We start from the raw sequence: 18,820 nt of genomic DNA, 5'->3' as shown, positions 1-18,820 counted from the left end.
GGTCACTCCGTCCGTTTGAGGAACGCGGAGATGATCGGCACCACCTCGTCCTTCATGTCCTCCAGGATGTAGTGGCCGGCATCGGCATAGCTGTGGACCTCTGCCTGCGGAAAACGGCGCCGCCATTCGGCCAGGAAGTGGCGGTCGAAGACAAAGTCCCGCTCGCCCCAGACCAAGAGCAGCGGCAGGTCGCGGAACTGGTCCAGCCCCCGGTCAACACTGTTCACCAGATCAAAGCCGCGGTCCCCGGGCTTGAGCGGAATGTCCTGGACGAAGCGCAGGGTGGCGATGCGGTCGTTCCAGGAGCCGTAGGGGAGGCGGTAGAGCCGGCGCAGCTCTCGGGACAGGGGATTTCGTTTGCAGCCCACGAAGGAGGCGGCCAGGCTGAAGGCGTTGAACCCGCGCACCAGCAGGCTCCCCAGGCGGGTGTCGCGGCAGATCCTGAGCGCCAGGGGGAATGGTTTCCCCGGGGGGAGCTGGAAGGCGGCAGTGTTCATCACCACCAGCCGTCGGATGGCCCTGGGGTGGGCCACTGCGTAGGCCATGCCGATCATGCCGCCCCAGTCGTGAACCACCAGGGTGATGTTGTCCCTGATGGCCAGGTGGTCCAGCAGCCGCTCAAGGTCCTGCACCCGCCGGGCCAGGGTGTAGTCGTAGCGCTCGTCACCCGGCTTGTCGGAAAGGCCGCAGCCGATGTGGTCCGGAACGATGCAGCGGTAGCTGGCGGAAAGCTCCCTGACCAGGTTGCGGTAGTAGAACGACCAGGAGGGGTTGCCGTGGAGCATGACCACCGCTGGACCGCTCCCCTCGTCCAGGTAGTGGTAGGCCAGGCCGTCCAGGTCCAGATGGTGGCTCTGAAAGGGGTAGTGCCGCTTCAGGGGATCGCTCACCATTCCACTCCCAGCATCAGGCAGTTGAGGCCGCTGCCGATGCCCAGCAGAGCCACCCGGTCGCCGGTGAGCAGAATGTCCCGCTCGGCCGCCAGGGCAGCGGTCAGCGGCAGGGAGACCGTGCCCATGTTGCCCAGGTATTCGTAGGTGGTGAAGTCCTGGTCGGCGGATATGCCCAGGGTTTTCAGGATGGCGTTCTGGTGGGCCGAGCCGACCTGGTGGCAGATCACCTGGTCCACCTGCTCCGCGCTCCACCCCAGGTGGGGGAGGAAGGCGTTCCAGGTGCGTTTACCCAGTTCCACCCCGTGGTTCATGACGTTGACCCCGTCGGTGGACATGACCTGCTGGTAGCCGCCCCTGCCGTCGGGCGCCATGCCCCACAGGCAGAACTGGTGGTGCTCCGGCGCGGACAGGCAGACTCCGCCCAGCAATTTGCGCCGCTGCGCGCCGGAGAAGGAGCCGTCGGTCAGCAGCACCGCCACCGCGCCCGAGCCGCCGGTCAGGGTGGCCAGGGATGAGGCGAAATGCTCCATGCGCCGTTCTTTCAGCATGCGCTCGATCATGATCTCGTTTATCTCCCGCGCGCTTTCGCAGGAGACCACCATGCCGGCCCTGATCTGCCCCAACTCGATGCGGTTGGCCAGATCCAGCATGCCGTTCAGGACGCCCAGACAGGCGTTGGAGATGTCGAACACAGCTGCCTGGCCGCCGATGCCCAAGCCGTGGGCCACGCGACAGGCGGTGGCCGGCTCGAACTGTTCTCGGCAGACGCCGGCGTAGATCAGGGCGCCGATCTGGTCAACCGGGACGGCGCTGGCTGCCAGCGCCTTGCGGGCGGCGGCGATGGCCCCCTGGGAGAGGGGATAGCCCGGTTCCCACCAGCGTCGCTCGCGGATGCCGGTCATGGCCTGCAGCTGTCCCGGCGCGATGCGTAATTGCCGGTAGAGCGGCTCCAGGCGCGCCTCCAGGTCGCTGGTGGAGACCACCACCGGCGCTAGTTGATAGCCAAATGATTCCAGGGTAACTGCGCGGTATTTCATTACTGCTTCTCCAAAAAGGGGCGCTCCATGCGCAGGGTGAAATCGTTCATCTGGTAGATGGGGCGGCCGTCCACGGAGAGCATGCCGTCGGCCACAAGCAGGCGCTGGTCGTCGTCACAGGACGTGATCCAGGCCTCCACCGTTACCGTGCTGTTTGTGGGGACGACCTGGCCCCGGTAGAGCCAGCGATGGCGCTGGCCGGTGGCCGCGGGGCTCAGAACGGAGTCCTGCCCCCATCCCCAGCGCTCCACGGCGGCGAACTTTACCAGTTGCAGGAACGACTCCAGCCCCAGTGATCCGGGGGTGACCGGGTCCTGGTAGAAGTGGGCCGTGAAGAACCACTCCTCAGGGTCAACCTCCTTGACCCCCCGCAGGTAGCCCAGCCCGGCAGGGCCGCCGTCGGCCACGAACAGCTCGATGCGGTCGATCATGCGGAGCTGTTTCTCTGGATAAGGTGGCTCTGTAGGGTAGGAGAGTGCGCGGCCCCGTGCAATCTCTTCCGCCGTGGGGAGGTAGGGGGTGGCGTCGCGGATACCCACCTGGGAGGCCAGCGCCTCACGGGAGAAGAAGCCGAACATGGTCTCCCCCTCGTAGACCATCCCCTCTTGGTCGGCAACGGCGAAGTCGTACTCCTGGATGATCATGCCGCCGCTGGTGGCCACCTTGGTCAGGCTGGCGGTCATGGTCAGGGTACCGCTGTCCGGTGTGACATCGCGGTGCCGCACCGCATTCCCCCCAAGGTTGCGGAAGGAAATGTCGCTGGGCGAGGTCAGGGCCGAGCCAACGTAGGCTGCCAGCCAGCCGCAGGGCTGCAGGGCCGCCTCCAGCAGCACCGCGAAAGGCATGCGCCCCTGGCGCTCGGCGGCGAAGTACCAGGCATCGCCTGGAATGTCGTACTGGGCCTCGGCCCACGGGCCGGCAACCATGCGCCACGGCTCCCCCTGCACGGCGGTGATCCGGTCCATGAACTGGAAGGGGGGGCCGGGGAGGCGGGCGATCCTGCGCTGGCTGTCAAAGACGCGGTACGGCTCGCCGAACCCCTCGGAGGGGTTGCCGTTGCTGTAGGCAAGGATCTGCTGCTTGGTGTAGATGGCCGGCTTTTGTAGAGACGCATTGCAATGCGTCTCTACCGCTCCATGCCCACCCCGCCACAGCGCCTCCAGTTCTTCCCGGCCGGTGCCTGACAGGCGCACCGACATGTCGCCGATCTCCACGATCGGCTTTCCGTCGGCGTACATCAGGGCATCGGCGATGGCGAACGGCTCCGGGCCGTAGCCCAGCTGGCGGATGGCCACCTCGTAGGTGACGACTTTGGTGCTCTCCAGGACCTGGCCCCGGCAGCGCAGACGGCTGTCCACGCCGGGGAGCGGCTCCCAGGTTGCCCTGCCGGTTTCGGCCACCCATCCCCTGCGCAGCAGCAGGATGCGCAGGGTGTGCATGCAGCATTCGTACATCAGGGTTCCGGGCATGACCCGGTCATCCACGAAGTGGCAGGTGATGAACCAGTCGTCCGGGTGGATGTCGGCCTCGGCAATGATCTGGCCCAGGCCGTAGCGTCCGCCGCTGGGGTCGATCTCCCGCACCCGGTGCACCAGGCGCATGGCGCCCCCCGGGATGGTCAGGGGATGGTTCAGGCCCAGCCGGGAGAAGGATGGCCCGAAGCAGCCGGCCAGGTCCCCCCGGCGCAGGCGGTCCAGCTGGTCCCCGTCGTACCCCTCCCGCTCCAGAGGAACCAGGTCTCGCCAGTTGTCCGGTAGGAGCCCCTTTGTGGGGCGCGGATCCACGGCAGGGCGTACGATCCCTCGGCCCGCCTCCAGCTCCTGGCTGGTGAAGAAGCCGGCGCTGCCGTCCCGCATGGTCAGGAGCGGTTTGCCCCCCACCGTTGCGTCGAAGCGGAAGCGGAACAGGTAGGTGTCCCCCTGGCGGAAGAAACGCTCGATGCGGATGTCGTAGCGGATGGTCTCCCCCGCCACCGGCAGCGGGCGGTGGAAGGTGACCACCGCGTCCAGCAGGCGATACACCGCAAGGCCGCGGGTGATGAAGTCGATTCCCAGGTAGCCGGAGAGGAACAGGTCGGCCTGGCCGGCCTCCACGGCGATGCAGGTGGGTATGCGGCCGCCGTCCAGGTACCAGGCGTTGGCCAGGATGTCGTGCTCGGTGACCACCCGGCCGCTGGTCATGGAGCGCGGTTCCCCCTCCAGGACGACGATGCGGTCCACCAGCATCAGCGGTTCATCAGGCAGGCGCACCCGGGTGGGGAGACGGTCCAGTTCGGCGAAATCCGGCCCCAGCATACGTCCCACGCTTCCCGTGGCGAACTCCAGGCACATGTCGCGGTCGAAGACGCAGGTTCTGGGTGGCGCGGGGCGGGGGGGCGTGCTTGCCGCCGTAACAGCACCGGCTTCTTCCCCGGCAAGGGGGGGGAGAACCGGAGGCAGGTCATCCCCCAGGGCCTGGGTCAGGGCCGCCTGGAGCCGCAGGGCCTGGAGCATGCCGCCGGTCAGGTTTTCGGAGACCTTGAGGTATGCCTCGTGGGCCCTGATCTGCGCCTGCTGGGAGGCAGCGAAGTCGTTGATCACCTGACCGTGCAGGGAGGTGCCCAGGTCATGAGGGGAGCTATGGGCGCGCCTCTCTTCTCTGGAGAAGGGTAGGGATGCCGGTTGAGCTCCTCCCCCTTCACGGGGAACGGACGCCTCGGACGGTGGCGGGTCCTGTTTCAGTGCCGGCCGGCTGCGGCGCGGCGGGAGGGAGGGCTGGAACGGCAGCCCGCCGCAGGGGACGCGAACCATGGTCCCCTTTGCTTTCTCCGCCAGGGTAACCGCGGGCGCGGGGAAGAGCGGGGAGAGGTCCAGGGGAACCCGCTCCGCCGTCAGCTGGGCCAGCAGGCGCAAAAGTCCGGAGAGCTGGTCCTGCCCCTGGTGGCAGATGGGCCTGGCCAGGTGGGGACGCTCCTCCAGGATGCGGCCGATCATCCGGCTGCAGGAACTGCCCGGACCCATCTCCAGGAATAGTCGCACCCCGTCGTCATAGGCCTGCTGGATGGTGGCCGGGAAGTTGATCCCCTCCACCGCCTGGGCAAGGATCGAGTCTGCCGCGCTCTCACGGTTGAGCTCGTAGGCAGCGTTCCTGGCGCCGCTGTAGAAACGGATTCCCGCTGGCGGGGTGGTGGGGAAGAGGTGCAGCTGCCGGTAGGGTCCGGCCACCTCCCTGGCCACGCCGCAGTGAGCCGTGGTCACCCCCCGCAGGGGGAAGAAGGGGCGCTTGATCCGTTCCACCACCTGGCTGACCTCGTCGCTGTCTCCGCCGATCACGCATTCATCCGGGGTGTTGACGATCAGCAGGTAGACCCGCGCCGTTCCCTCCAGCGCACGGGTAACCTCCGTTGCAGAGGCGGCCACCATGCCGATGCTCCACTGCACTTCGGTCCCCTCGGCCAGCCCCCAGGCGCGTTGCGCTGCCCGGCATTCCCCGGCCAGATCGCGGGTGAAGAGGGTGGAGTTGTGCATGCGGGTCAGCATGCCGTCCCGGTCGTGCCAGGCGCCCAGGGCAAATAGGGCCGCCGATTCGCCCAGGCTGTAGCCGATGGCCGCCTGCGGTTCCACGCCGAAGCCGCGCACCAGGTCGCTGGCGATGCAGCCGATGGCCACCTGGCCGAAGAGTACCGCCCGGTGGTCGTTATCTATCTCGGCCGAAGGAGCGCCGTTCCAGAACCGTTCCGGCTGGAACTGGCTGCGCAGGTAGAGGTTGTTCTCGTCCTGGCTGCGCAGGATTCCTGGCCAGTGGCAGGAAAGTTCCATGCCCATGCCCGGGTAGTGGTTGCCGGAGCCGGGGAAGACGAAGGCCAGCTTTCCCTCCAGTCCCAAGGGGGCGGGGGAGTAGAACAGCCGGTCGTGCAGGGCAGGGTGGGCCAGCAGTTCGGCGGTGGAACATCCCGAGGCCAGCAGCTCCTCCCCCCGGTCGATCAGCGCCATGAGCTCGTCCCGGGTGCGGGCAACCAGGGCCAGGGCGCGGGGGCGCGCTTTTGCCTCGCTGTCGTGCGTCACTGCGCGGTCGTACCATTCTCGGGCCAGGGTCCCCAGGCCGTCATCCGCTGCATGGGCCGCGCGCTGGCGCAGCAGGCCGAGCCCGCGGGTCAGGTCGGCCGGATTGTCGCCGCAGAGGGTGAAGAGAAATTCCGATCCCGGACCCAGCGGCGCCATGCGTTCCGCTTCGAAGCGCTGCGGCTGGTTGTCCCATCCCTCCAGGACAACATGGCTGCATCCGCCATCCGTACTGAACACGCTGACCCCGGCCCGCCGCGGCCCCTCGCCCCGGTTGCGCAGCCAATAGCGCGGGGCGCGGGGGATATACAGCGGCCCAGGGGAGGAAAGCTCGTGGCAGGGCGTCTCCACGCCGCGACAGGGGGGGATGATTTCCTGGTAGAGGGCCAGGCAGCCACGCACCAGGGAGGCCAGGCCCGAGGCAGCGCCGCTCTGGCCGATGTCGGCGGCGACGCTGGAGACGGCGCAGGAACGCTCCCGTCGGGGAGGGGTGTCGTCCGTGGGACTGGTGCCGAAGAAGCTCGCCAGGGCGGCCGCCTCCATGCGGTCCTCGGCGGGCAGGCCGCTGGCATGGGCCTCCAGGTAGGAGACAGTGACTGGGTTGACGCCTGCGTCGCTGTAGGCCCGTTCCAGGGCCCGGCAGTAGCCCTCTTCCCGGCTGGAGGTGGTGGTTTCGCCGCTGGAGCTGCCGATGCCGCGGATGACGGCGTAGATCCGGTCCCCGTCGCGCTCGGCGTCGTCCAGGCGCTTGAGCACCACGCTGGCCGCCCCCTCTCCCGCCAGGGAACCGTCGGCCCGCTGGTCGAAGGGGAGAGCCCGGCCGGATGTGGAGAACGGCCGTTGGTCATGGCGTCCCAGCACGGCGCGCAGGTCGCCGGCCAGGTCCACCGCCCCCACCAGGGCACGGTCGATTTCGCCGGACTGGAGCATGCGCGCGGCTGTTTCCAGGGAGCGGATGCCGGAATTCTCCTCCCCTGCCAGGGCGAAGCTGGGGCCTCCCACCCGGAATTCGCGGGCGATCCTGCTGGCCACGATGTTCCCCAGGGCGCCCATGGTACGGTTGGCGGTCAGGGGGGGGGAGGCGTCATCGCGCAGCTGGTTAATCCAGCTGGCCAGCTCCTCGGCCGACATCTGGCGTCCCAACTCCCTGGCCCACTCCTTCGCCCGTTCTGCCAGGGACCAGCGGAAGCTGAAATTGGTGCTGTTCAGGTCAAGGCTGATGCCGACAAATACACCGGCCCTCAGGTTTCCCTCCCGGTCCAGGCCGGCGTCGGCCATGGCGGCCGCGGCTGAGGTGAGCATCAGGATCTGCTGGGGCAGCATCTCCTCGATCTCGCGGGGAGGAATGCGGAACTGCTCCGCGGCCACGGCCACCTCGTCCAGGTAGAAGCCGTTGAAGGGGGTTTGCTGCAGCCCCTCTTCCTGGTACCAGGCGCTCTCCTGGGCTCCCCACCATCTGGTGGGGGGTGTGGGGGTTGTGTGGGGCCCGCCTCCCAGCACCCGCTCCTGGAACGCACGCAGCGATTGCCAGGGTCCGAAGCGGGCATCCATGCCGACCACCGCCACGCCGGGGTGCGGTTTGGGTTTCTGGTCGTGTTTGCCCGGCCGGGTTCGCCCGCTTTCCGGAAGCCATTCCTCCACCAGTAGATGGGCGTTGATGCCGCCAAAGCCGAAGGCGCTCACCGCGGCCCTGCGGGGGATGCCCTTGCCGCGACGCTCCCAGGGGATACCCTCGGTCAGCACCCGGAAGGGGCTGTTGTCCAGGTCCATGCCCGGCTGGGGGGAACTGAAGTTGGCGGTGGGGGGGAGCTGTTCCTCGGTCATGGCCAGGAGTACCTTGGTCAGGGCCGCGGCGCCGGCGGCGGTGAGCAGGTGGCCGATGTTGGATTTGATGGAGCCGATGACGCAGGTTCTCCCCTCGGGACGGCTGGCGCCCCACAGCTCCCGCAGGCTGGCCACCTCGGTGGCGTCCCCCACCTGGGTTCCGGTGGCGTGGCATTCGATCAGGTCGACGTCGGACGGGTCCCAGCCCGCCCTGGCGTAGGCGTTGCGCATGGCGCGCACCTGTCCCTCGGAGAGGGGGGCCAGAAGGCTGCCTCCCACGTCGTTGGAGAGACCGATGCCCCGGATGATGCCGTAGATTCGGTCGCCATGGGCCAGGGCATCCTCGGTCCGCTTGAGCAGGAAGATGCCGGCCCCTTCGCCCACCACCAGGCCGTCGCCCGAGGCGTCGAAGGGGGAGCAGATACCGCGCCTCGACAGGGCGCGCAACTGGGAGAAGCCCATCTGGGTGTAGAGCGGGTCGGGGCGGGAGAGGCCGCCGGAGAGCATGGCGTCGGTGCGGCCGGAGAGCAGCTCGTCGCAGGCGAGCTTGATGGCGTAGAGCGAGGAGGCGCAGGCCGCGTCCAGGGCGCAGCTCGTGCCGCCCAGGCCGAGGGCCTGGGCCAGCATCCCTGCCGGCAGACCGGCGACGTAGCGATTGATCGGGTTGACGGCGGAAGCTTGCGGGGCGTGTCCCAGCAGCTTCTCCTGGAAACTCCTCCCCAGCCACTGACGGGAGATAAGCGCCGAGGTCTCGCTGGGCAGGGCCAGGTTGCCGATGATGACGCCGATGCGGGAGCGGTCCAGCGGTTCGGTGATGCCGTCGTCAAAGGCCCGCGTGCCGGCGTGGATCAGCAGGTGGAAGAGCGGGTCCAGGCCGTCCGGCAACTGGAAGCCGGGCGCAAGGCCGCTCAGGCCGGCAAGGGAGGGGATCTCCTGGATGAAGCAGCCGTGGCGGGAGTAGACATGGTCGACCCTCCCCACCTCGGGGTGATAGGCCGTCTCCACCCCGAGGCGCCAGCGTCCCTCGGGAACAACCCGGCTAGCGCTCCTGGCCAGGCGGATGTTGTCCCAGAAGCGGGCAAGATCCGGTGCATCGGGAAAGATACCTCCGATCCCTACGATCGCGACAGATGATGACTGGTGCATCTCAGGCGGCTCTCAGTGCGTCCTGGCCCGCCCGGGACAGTTTGTTGCGCTGGAATGCCTGGGCAAGGGAGGGGTCGATGACGCACTCGTATCCCTCCAGGCGTGCCACCAGCTTTCCGCTGCCGCGCTCCAGAAACTCCATGTCGGCCGTTGCGCCATGCTCCCGTTCCGCGGTGACCCGGATGACCACCTGGACACCGTCGCGGGGGAAGCTGTCGTGGTACTGGCGGAAGCGTCCCGCGAAGCAGGGGAGCGAGCCGGCGCCGAAGCGTTCAAAACTCCACAGGATCATCAGCTGGAAGGCGCTGTCCAGGGAGAGCGGGTCGCTGATCCAGTCGCTGCGGAAAGGGCTCCTGATCCAGCTGGCAGGCTGGGGGGCGGCCTTCACCAGGGCCGAGATCCCCCGCTCGCAGCAGCTCTCCACCTCTTCGATGCCCTGCAGGTCCGGTCCGTGGAACAGCCGCTGCGGGTCGTAGATCCGGTCGCCCGGGGGCGCATAGGGGGCGGCGGGGGGATCGGGGATGGAGCGGATTCCCTCGGGGAGCTTCCTGGCCAGCACGATTTCACCCCGGGCATGCAGGACGGGGCGTCCCTCGGATCCCGAGCCGACCAGTTCCACCGTTACATTGTAGAGCGAATCACGCTTCTCTGCCTTTCCGGCCATGATCCGCACGCTGTAGGGGGTAGTGTGCTCGAATATGACCCCCTTGCAGATGCGCAGGTCGTTGAAGCCGTGGAAGCGGAAGCCGGGGTTGTCGTGCAGCGCCCCGTGGGAGAGCCATTCAACGATCACCGCCATGGGGAGCACCGCCCTGCCGTCCATGACGTGGGAGCGCAGGAAGGGGTAAGCATCCACGCTGAGGTTCAGGGAAAAGGTCTCGCTGAGCTGCTTTGACGCGGCTGGCCGGGGAGCCTTCAGCGCCTCGTTGGTGGTGATGGCCATGGCGACCACCTCCACCGGGGCGTCCGCTGCCGCGATCTCGCGGATCAGCAACTCTCCCCCCTCGTCGAGACCGATCAGGCCGATCCCCTCGCCGGCAAAGACCTTTTTCAGGGCCGGGGTGACCATGCCGCCGTCCCAGGGACCCCAGTTGATGCTGACGCAGCGGCAGTCCGGGCGGCGGCGCGCCTCGGCCTGGGCCAGCTTGTTGAGCACCTCGTTTGCCACGGCGTAGTCCACCTGGCCGGAACGGCCGAAGCGTCCGGTGGTGGAGGAGAAGAGGGCGATGAAACGCAGGTCGTCCATGCTGGTGGCGTCCAGCAGCGAGCGCAGCCCACCCACCTTGGTTCCGTAGACCATGGCGAACTGCTCCAGGGTCTTGTCCGCGATCAGGCGGTCGGCCAGGACGCCGGCGCCGTGGATGATGCCCCGGATCGGGCCGTGGTCATTGCGGATCCGCTGCAGCAGTTCGGCCACCGCCTGGCTGTCGCGGATGTCCACGGAGCAGTAGATCGCCTTGCCGCCTGCCGCCTCCACCCGCGCCAGTGTTGCCCGCAGCTCGCGCCCCGCCTTCAGGGCCCGGTACTGTTCCTCGATGGCCTTGGGGTGCAGCTTTTCCGTGGCATGTTCCAGGATGGCCCGTTTGATGGCGCTCTCCTCGGTCAGGGGGGCCAGCCAGGACGGTTCGTCGGTCACCAGCCTGCTCCTGCCCAGAAGGACCAGCAGTGGCCGGTAGGCCCGTGCCAGGGCGACTGTCGCCTCGGTTGTCACCCCTCGTCCCCCTCCGGTGATCACCACCACCTCACCCTCGCCGAGGGGGGGCGTGGAAGGCGTTTCCAGGCCGGGAAGGTCGGCCATTTCCAGGGCAATGCGGCCCGAGGGTGAGAGTCCCACCTCCACCGGTCCCGTGTGCAGCAACTCCCTGGCCAGGGCGCCCAGGGCGGCGTTGCCGTCGGGGAAGCTGCCCAGGTCGATGGCCCTGCAGGTCACGTCGGACCACTCGTGGCCGGCGGTCTTTGCCAGTCCGGCCAACCCCCCGGAGAGGGGGTCCGCAAGTTCGCTTCCCGCCCCACAGCCGAAGCAGCCGTCCAGGCGGGAGATGGTGGCGAACAGGGCGCCGCCGGTGGCGCCGGCCCGGCGCAGGGGGGAGGCGGCGCTCTTCAGCAGCAGGAAGGCCTGCTGGAGAAAGTCGTCATCGGAACCATTGGCCGGGGCGATGATGACCAGACCGGCCAGGTCTGCGGTGGGCGCTGCCTCCCGAGCCTCTTCCAGGGACAACAGGCGCACCGTGCGGCCGCCTGCTGCCAGCAGGTCGCGCAGCCCGCTGGACAGGGAGGAGCCGTCGTCGCTAATCCACAGCTCGCCGTCAGCCAGTTCCAGCGGTTCGCTCGGGTTGCCCAGCGCCACCGGTACGATGCTGCTGCGGTTGACCGGCTGGGCGGTGCGAACAGGCTCCGCTTTGCGCTGCATCGCCGGCGCGGCTGATTGTTCCGGTTGGACGGCCGCCGTTGCCGGTGCCGCTGCTTTTGCCAGGTGCGCCGCGATCTCGCCCAGGGTCCTCAGGGTAGCCAGATGCTCCGGCCCGATGGCGGGTGCTCCGGGGAGCTGCTCCTGGAGCGCTGAGAGTATCTCGACCCGTTTTATGGAGTCGATGCCCAGGTCTGAATCCATGCCCATGTCCGGTTCCAGCATCTCCACCGGATAGCCGGTTTTCTCGCTGATGACGGCCAGCAGGGTGTGGGTGACGTTCTCCAGGGAGAGGGCTGCCGACGGAGCGTTGGCCTGGGGCGCTGCGCCCTGGCCGGTGACTGTAGTGGGAGCCGCTCCCTTTGAGAGGTGCGCCGCGATCTCGCCCAGGGTCCTCAGGGTAGCCAGATGCTCCGGCCCGATGGCGGGTGCTCCGGGAAGCTGTTCCTGAAGGCTGGAGAGTATCTCCACCCGTTTTATGGAGTCGATGCCCAGGTCTGAATCCATGCCCATGTCCGGCTCAAGCATCTCCACCGGATAGCCGGTCTTCTCGCTGATGACGGCCAGCAGGGTGCGGGTGACGTTCTCCAGGGAGAGGGCTGCCGACGGAACCTTGGCCTGGGGTGCTGCGCCCTGGCCGGTGACTGTCGTGGGAGCCGCTCCCTTTGAGAGGTGCGCCGCGATCTCGCCCAGGGTCCTCAGGGTCGCCAGATGCTCCGGCCCGATGGCGGGTGCTCCGGGGAGCTGCTCCTGGAGCGCTGAGAGTATCTCCACCCGTTTTATGGAGTCGATGCCCAGGTCTGAATCCATGCCCATGTCCGGCTCCAGCATCTCCACCGGATAGCCGGTTTTCTCACTGATGACGGCCATCAGGGTGCGGGTGACGTTCTCCAGGGACGGAACCTTGGCCTGGGGTGTTGCGCCTTGGCCGGTGACTGCCGTGGGAGCCGCTCCCTTTGAGAGGTGCGCCGCGATCTCGCCCAGGGTCCTCAGGGTAGCCAGATGCTCCGGCCCGATGGCGGGTGCTCCGGGAAGCTGTTCCTGAAGGCTGGAGAGTATCTCGACCCGTTTTATGGAGTCGATGCCCAGGTCTGAATCCATGCCCATGTCCGGCTCCAGCATCTCCACCGGATAGCCGGTCTTCTCGCTTATGACGGCCATCAGGGTGCGGGTGACGGTGTCGCCGGAGGGGGATGATGCCGTGACCACGGGTGTGACGACTGCAGCCGCAGGCGTTTGCGTGGCAAGGCGGGTGGTGACGCTGGGCGGCGCACTGGGTTCCGGTTGCGGGAGTGCGGCCGCAGTGACCGGCAGGGAACGGGGAGCGGGATACCCCGCTCCCCCCTGCAGGATATGCTGCTGCTGTTCCAGCAGGGTCTGGATGGTGCGGCTTGCGGTCTCCTGTCCCTCCAGGAAACGGCGGTGCAACTGGGCGGTTTCTTCCTGCATCTTCTGCAGTACGGACATCCCCTCCCTGGTGATGCGAAGCGACTCCAGCAGGGCGTCGCGGGAATGGCTTGCCGCTGACTGGGGAACGGTGACCGGGGAGCCGGAGGTCGCGGGAACCGGTTGGGGTGACACGGCCGGAGCAGGCGCCGCTGCCGCCGGAGCCGGAACTGGTGTCGGGGCCGGGGTCGGCCGGTTGGCGGCGGGGCGCTGGGGCTTCGGTTTGACGTAGTTGGCGCCGCAGATCGGCACGGTCATGGCCGGCTTCTTGGTGGTTGCCAGGGGAGGCTGGTAGTCGCCATCCCAGGCGGACAGGTTTACCCCGTGCCCCAGCACCGCCAGGCGGGCCAGGGAACGGGCCAGGTCGGCCATGCCGGAGCGCGCTCCAGCCGATGCGTCCATGGCCATGGCCACATGCTCGTTTGTGCCCAGGATGGCCGAAACCAGGCCGGTCAGGCGGGCGCCGGGGCCCACCTCCAGGAAGGTGCGTGTACCGGCGGCGTACATTGCCTCGATCTGGGCCACAAACTCCACCGGCCTGGCCAGCTGGTGCGCCAGCAGGGATTTCGCCTGGGAGGGATCGGACGGGTACTCGGTTGCGCTGCTGTTGGCAAAAACCGGGATGCGGGGACCCCTGAATTCCCGGGACTCAAGGGCTTCCAGGAAGGGGACGGCGGCGTCGGCCACCAGGCTGCTGTGAAAGGCTGCCGCAACCGGGAGTTGGGTGGCGTTGATGCTCTTTTCGCTAAAGATCGCCAGCGCCCGCTGGATTTCCGCGCTGCTGCCGGACAGGACCGCCTGCAGCGGGGCGTTGCGGTTGGCGATCACCAGGTCCAGGCCCGACTCGGCGATGACGCTCTCCACCGTTGCCAGGGGGGCCTGAACCGCCAGCATGCTCCCCCGGTCGCCGCTTCCCGCTGCCATCAGGCTGCCGCGCAGGCGGGACAGTTCGTGGAATACCGTCTCGTCGTAGCTGCCGGCGGCGCAGAGGGCGGTCAGTTCGCCGTAGCTGTGGCCGGCCACAGCCTCGGGGAGAACATTGAACGATTCCAGAACCTTCAGGGCAGCCAGGCTGACCGCACCGATGGCGGGCTGGGCCGCCTGGGTTGCCCGCAGCTGCTCATTCTGGTTCTGCCTGCTGTCGTTGTCAAAAGCGCTGGGGGGGTAGATCAGGTCGGAGAGCAGTCTCCCGTCCGGGGAGGCAAAGCCTTCGTCGGCCTGGGCCAGGGTCTCCAGGGCCTGGGGAAAGCGGCAGACCAGGTCCCTGAGCATGCCGGTATACTGGGCCCCCTGGCCGGGGAAGAGCATGGCCAGGCTGCCCGGCTTTTCGCCCCGGGCGAAGAAGGCGCCGTCCGGGGTGCTCCAAGACGAGTCAGGCTTTCTGGCCAGCATGGTCCTGGCGTTGGCAACCAGCGTTGCCGGCTTGGTCTGGTCCCGTTCCAGCACCAGCGCCAGGCGGCAGGGGGCCGCGGGGTCGAAGGAGGCCCGGCTGGCGGCTGCCACCTGTCTCAGCTCGCTCCACGGACCGTTCGCCGGAACGCCGTCCAGTGCCCGTTCAAGTTCAGCCGTATCGGCAGCGGAGAAGGAGATGATCTGGACATTCCCGTTCCACTCCACCGCCTCCTTGCGTGAGCGATACTCTTCCAGCACCAGGTGGAAATTGGAACCGCCGAAGCCGAAGGCGCTGACGCCGGCGCGACGTGGCGCTTCTCCGCGGGGGAGCCAGGGACGTTTCTCCGTTGTCAGGTAGAAGGGGGTTGCCCCGCCGGTCACTTCCCGGAGCGGGTTTGTGACCTTGATGGTGGGGGGGAGCACCTTGTGGTGCAGTGCCAGGGCGGCCTTGATCAGGCCGGCGGCGCCGGCGGCGGCCTTGGCATGGCCGATCTGGGCTTTGACCGAGCTTAAGGCACACCAGGGGGTTTCAGCCTCTCCGTACACCTCGCGCAGGGCGTTGACCTCCACCACGTCGCCCACCTTGGTGCCGGTGCCGTGGGTCTCCACCAGGCCGATGCTTTCCGGGGCGACGTCGGCGCGTTGGTAGGCGTCCAAGAGCGCCCGCTTCTGTCCGACCGCGCTGGGGGCGTAGATGGCGTCCCCCTTGCCGTCGCTGGAGGAACCGATGCCGCGGATCACCGCGTAAATCCGGTCGTTGTCCCGTTCCGCGTCAGCCAGGCGCTTGATGACCACGATCCCCAGTCCCTCGCCCAGGATGGTGCCGTCCGCCGATGCGTCGAACGGTTTGGCGTTGCCGCTGGGGGAGAGCGCCGGGGTCTTGCTGAAGCACATGTACATGAAGATGTCGTTGAAGGTGTCGATGCCGCCGGTGACGACCATGTCCGACTTGCCGGTGGCAAGCTCCATGGCCGCCAGGTGCAGTGCGCCGAAGGAGCTGGCGCAGGCCGCGTCCACCACGCAGTTGGTGCCGTGCAGGTCGTACTGCTTGCTGATCCTGCCGGCCACCACGTTGCCCAGAAGCCCGGGGAAGGAGTTCTCCTGCCAGGGGACGTAGGCGTCGGAGATGCGCTGCACCACGTCGTCGGCAACGTCCTGCTCCACCCCGGCCTCCCTGAGTGCCCGCTTCCAGACCGGGTGGCCCAGACGGGCGCCCAGCGGGATCACCAACTCCAGGGTGCCGGTTACTCCCAGGATCACGCTGGCCCGGCTCCGGTCGTACTCCCGCTCAGCTCCGTAGCCGGCGTCCTTCAACGCCTGGCCGGCAGCCACCAGCCCCAGCAGCTGGGAGGTGTCGATGGCCTCCAGCACGTTGGGGGGGATGTTGAACTCCATGGGGTTGAAGTCGATGGCTGAGAGAAAGCCGCCCCGCTGGCCGTAGGTGCGATCCGGGCTTTTGGGATCCTGATGGAAATAATCGGCAACCTTCCAGTGGCTGGGCGGAATATCGGTGATGGAGTCGACCCCCTCCGTTATGTTGGACCAGTAGGCGTGCATGTCATCCGCCTGGGGGAAGAGACAGCCGATGCCGATGATGGCCAGTGGTACCGAGTTGGTGGAGGATGACGGTTTAGGATCGAGCGTTTTCACCTGATAGATACTCCTTGATATGTGCGAGTTCGAGCGGTTTCGTGGTCAGGGCTTCCCGGGGGATGGGGAGCCCCTGGCAGCGCAGTACGCTGGCGCGGGTCATGAGCGCTGCGCCGAAGAGGATGTTCAGGCCGACCGTTACCACGTCGCGGTTGGCCGGGGGCTCCAGGAAGGAGTCGGCGACCCATTCGTTGAAGGCGCCCATGGCCGGGCCGCACCAGATCTGGTAGTCGATCCTGCGCGATCTGTCGCCATCCTTGGCCCAGTGGGCCGCCTGTCCCAGGTACCAGCGGAAGACCAGTGCCATGCGGTGTTTGGGGTCCTGCTCGGCGCGGCTGACCTGCTGCGGCGCGCGCTTAAGAAAGTAGTCGCGGGTGATCTTCCAGATCTGCTCCAGCGGCGCCTGGAAGATGGTCTTTTCCAGCTTTTCACGCTCGAGAGTCGGGATCTGCTCCAGGCTCGGCCAGGCGCGGTAGATCTCGTACAGCTTCTGGGCGCGCATGGGGAACATGGTGCCGCGCTTGAGTACCTGCACGTTGACCCCCATCTCGAACATGTCGGCCGAGGGGGCCATGGTCACGTCTGCCTGGCGGGTTTCGGCCAGCATGGCGCGCACCTCGTCCGAGGTTCCCGACTCCCGGCATGCCTGGTTGACCGAGCCGGTCATGACGTAGGCCGCGCCCATGACAAAGGCCGCCGCAGCCGCGGCAGGTGTGGAGATGCCTCCCCCCAGGCCGACGCGCAGCCTCAGGTCATAGTTGTGCTCGGCCTGCATGCGGGCCGCCAGGGATGCGATGGTGGGGAAGAGGGCGTTGGCTGGCCGGTTGTCGGTGTGCCCGCCGGAATCGGCCTCGGCGGTGATCTCCTGGGCCATGGGGATATGGGCAGCCAGTTCCGCCTGTTCGTGGGTGATCTCTTTGTCCGCCACCAGCTCGTGAAGAAACGCCTCGGGTGGCGGGGCGAAGAACCGTGCCGCCAACTCCTCTCGGGAGACCTTGGCGATGATCCGGTTGGGGGTGTGGATGCTGCCGTCGTCATTACGGCGGATGCCGGCCAGGCGGTAGCGCACCAGCGGCAGGGTCAGCTTCATGAAGGCCGATGCCTCCATCAGCCGCACGTTCCGCTCCAGGTAGAGCTGAACCAGGGTCTGCTCCAGTTCCGGGTCGTGGGGCGAATGGATCAGGTTGCAGCCGAAGGGAACCTTGCTGGACGTGAGCTGGTTGACGGCCTCTTCCACCTGGGAGATGGTCAGGCCCGCGGCGCCGAAGAAGCCGAGCATGCCTGCCCTGCCCAGGGCCAGCGCCATGGCCACCGAACTGATCCCCTTGGCCATGGAACCGCCTAGGTAGGGGTAGCGGATTCCCAGTTCCCCGCAGAAGGAGGGATCGCCCAGGTTTTCAGGGGGACATGGGGGGGAGAAGCCGACCAGCGGCAGGGCGCCGCTCGGTGGTGGCTCACTGTCCGCCAGCAGCCGTGGCCTGGAGAGGGGGGTCAGGGAATCGTCCTGGGCGGCGATGAAGAGCGGCCGGTGAAGGCGGCGAAGGCCATCGGCCAGGTCTGTTCCGGAGCAGGGGGCGGCGTCTGGCCGACACCACCCCAGAAGGGGGTGTTCCATTGTGGTGGTACCCGGTGACTGATACGACATCGAACGGGAGTCTCCTCTTTGAATGGTGCAATGAACTGCAACGGATACGGCGGCTTTTGGGGGGTGACCGATGTGCCCGGTCCGCTGTTTCCTTGTCGTTTTTTCGCGTCAGGACGTTCGACGCTAGCCTCAGCCCCGGATCAAACGTAAATTCCTTATTTATCCCAAAAAACCGGATAATACAAGAAAAGTCTCTGCGGCAACCGCGTGCCGGGATGGGGGCGGAGGGGGAGCGGAGAGGCGTGTCGATGATGAGCGGAGGATGGATCTGCGGTGGAGGTGGGTTGATATCGGTCCGGTGCGGGACGCATACCCAAAAGGTCGCTTCTCCGGAGAACAGCGATCTTCACGGAAGGAGCGTTGATGTACCCTGCTGTTCTGCTGCCTCTCGGGTGGCCCATACAAACAATCTCTCGGGCCGTGTGACAGGCTGTCTATCGTGTCGCGGTTGCCGACATCACCAATTCCCGCCATTCCGCTTTTTGTGGAAGCAGGGGGGGGGATGGCGGCAAATTCCGGTTCGGGTGTCGGCATGGCGATAAGTTGCTGACGGTCACGGGTTGCAATGCCCCCTTTCCGGAAAAAAGCATTATAGATAGACCAGTTTGCCCGGTTCCGCGAGCCATCCCACGGAAAGCGGCGCAGCATGGAAGACGCCGTATAAAAACCATCATAAGTGTGCAGATACCCCTGGTAGATGTCAATCAGCTTTGAAAATTGACCCACCATCGGCGCCGAACCGTGACCCGCATGTACCTTCAACTATCTGCCATTCCGACTGATTTACTGGAGGGTGGGTCAGGCTTGGACGCCTATTGGGGGTCAATATTCCACGCCGGTTCACACAAGCTCGACGGGATAATCTCGGAAGACGAGTACCGGAGGCTCAGCAACAAATTCCGCTCCGAGCTGACCGACATCAAGTTTGAAATGGAGAAATTGAAGCAGGAAAAGGGGGAGAGCATCGACAGCGCCGAGCGTTTACTCGAACTCGCTCAAAAGGCCCCCAGCCTGTATTTGCGGCAGGTTTCCGAGGAAAAACGCAAATTGCTTAATCTGGTGTACTCGAACTCCACTTTCGGTAGCGGGGAGCTTGTGCCCAACTTCAGGCAACCCTTTGATTTGCTTGCTGAATCCAGCCGGGAGTACCAAAGAAAAAAGGTCACTTCCAGTGGCGGAAATGACCTTTTTGAAATTTGGCGTCCCCTACCGGATTTGAACCGGTGTCGCCGCCGTGAAAGGGCGGTGTCCTGGGCCGGGCTAGACGAAGGGGACGTTTGATTAATCTCGTTGCTGGCCCGCCGAAGCGGTGTTGGCCCAATCAGCCGCGAGAGACTTGA

5 protein-coding genes and 1 tRNA gene are annotated in these 18,820 nt (G+C 66.8%); all 6 read right to left on the bottom strand.

All coding sequences use genetic code 11. The features are described from left to right. Positions 1-2 precede the first annotated feature (2 nt). A complete protein-coding gene (locus PPRO_RS15425; RefSeq protein WP_011736930.1) occupies positions 3-893 on the bottom strand; it encodes an alpha/beta fold hydrolase in 891 nt (296 codons plus the stop codon). Further along, entirely contained in the window at positions 887-1,930 is a 1,044-nt protein-coding gene (locus PPRO_RS15420; RefSeq protein ID WP_011736929.1) for a 3-oxoacyl-ACP synthase III, read from the bottom strand. The genes PPRO_RS15425 and PPRO_RS15420 overlap by 7 nt, the downstream gene beginning before the upstream one ends. Beyond that, positions 1,930-8,940: a type I polyketide synthase gene (locus PPRO_RS15415; protein ID WP_011736928.1), complete on the bottom strand. Its 7,011-nt coding sequence runs from the start codon at positions 8,938-8,940 to the stop codon at positions 1,930-1,932. Before PPRO_RS15415 ends, PPRO_RS15420 begins: the two co-directional genes overlap by 1 nt. Position 8,941: 1 nt before the next feature. Further along, positions 8,942-15,835: a type I polyketide synthase gene (locus PPRO_RS15410; RefSeq protein ID WP_041532367.1), complete on the bottom strand. Its 6,894-nt coding sequence runs from the start codon at positions 15,833-15,835 to the stop codon at positions 8,942-8,944. Further along, the gene (locus tag PPRO_RS15405) at positions 15,816-17,450 is read right to left on the bottom strand and encodes a PfaD family polyunsaturated fatty acid/polyketide biosynthesis protein (protein WP_198138290.1); all 1,635 of its coding nucleotides are present in this window, start codon (positions 17,448-17,450) and stop codon (positions 15,816-15,818) included. The genes PPRO_RS15410 and PPRO_RS15405 overlap by 20 nt, the downstream gene beginning before the upstream one ends. A gap of 1,227 nt (positions 17,451-18,677) precedes the next feature. Further along, a tRNA-Glu gene (locus PPRO_RS15400) sits at positions 18,678-18,755 on the bottom strand. Positions 18,756-18,820 lie beyond the last annotated feature (65 nt).

This window comes from Pelobacter propionicus DSM 2379 (genome assembly GCF_000015045.1).
Classification (GTDB): Bacteria; Desulfobacterota; Desulfuromonadia; order Geobacterales; family Pseudopelobacteraceae; genus Pseudopelobacter; species Pseudopelobacter propionicus.
The sequence above is the reverse complement of the archived record's forward strand: the minus strand, read 5'-3'. Positions and strand labels throughout refer to the sequence as shown.

What these genes read in the sequence shown, in the direction of transcription:
- PPRO_RS15425 (WP_011736930.1), bottom strand. Translation starts at nt 893, where the DNA reads ATGGTGAGCGATCCCCTGAAGCGGCACTACCCCTTTCAGAGCCACCAT.
- PPRO_RS15420 (WP_011736929.1), bottom strand. Translation starts at nt 1,930, where the DNA reads ATGAAATACCGCGCAGTTACCCTGGAATCATTTGGCTATCAACTAGCG.
- PPRO_RS15415 (WP_011736928.1), bottom strand. Translation starts at nt 8,940, where the DNA reads ATGCACCAGTCATCATCTGTCGCGATCGTAGGGATCGGAGGTATCTTT.
- PPRO_RS15405 (WP_198138290.1), bottom strand. Translation starts at nt 17,450, where the DNA reads ATGGAACACCCCCTTCTGGGGTGGTGTCGGCCAGACGCCGCCCCCTGC.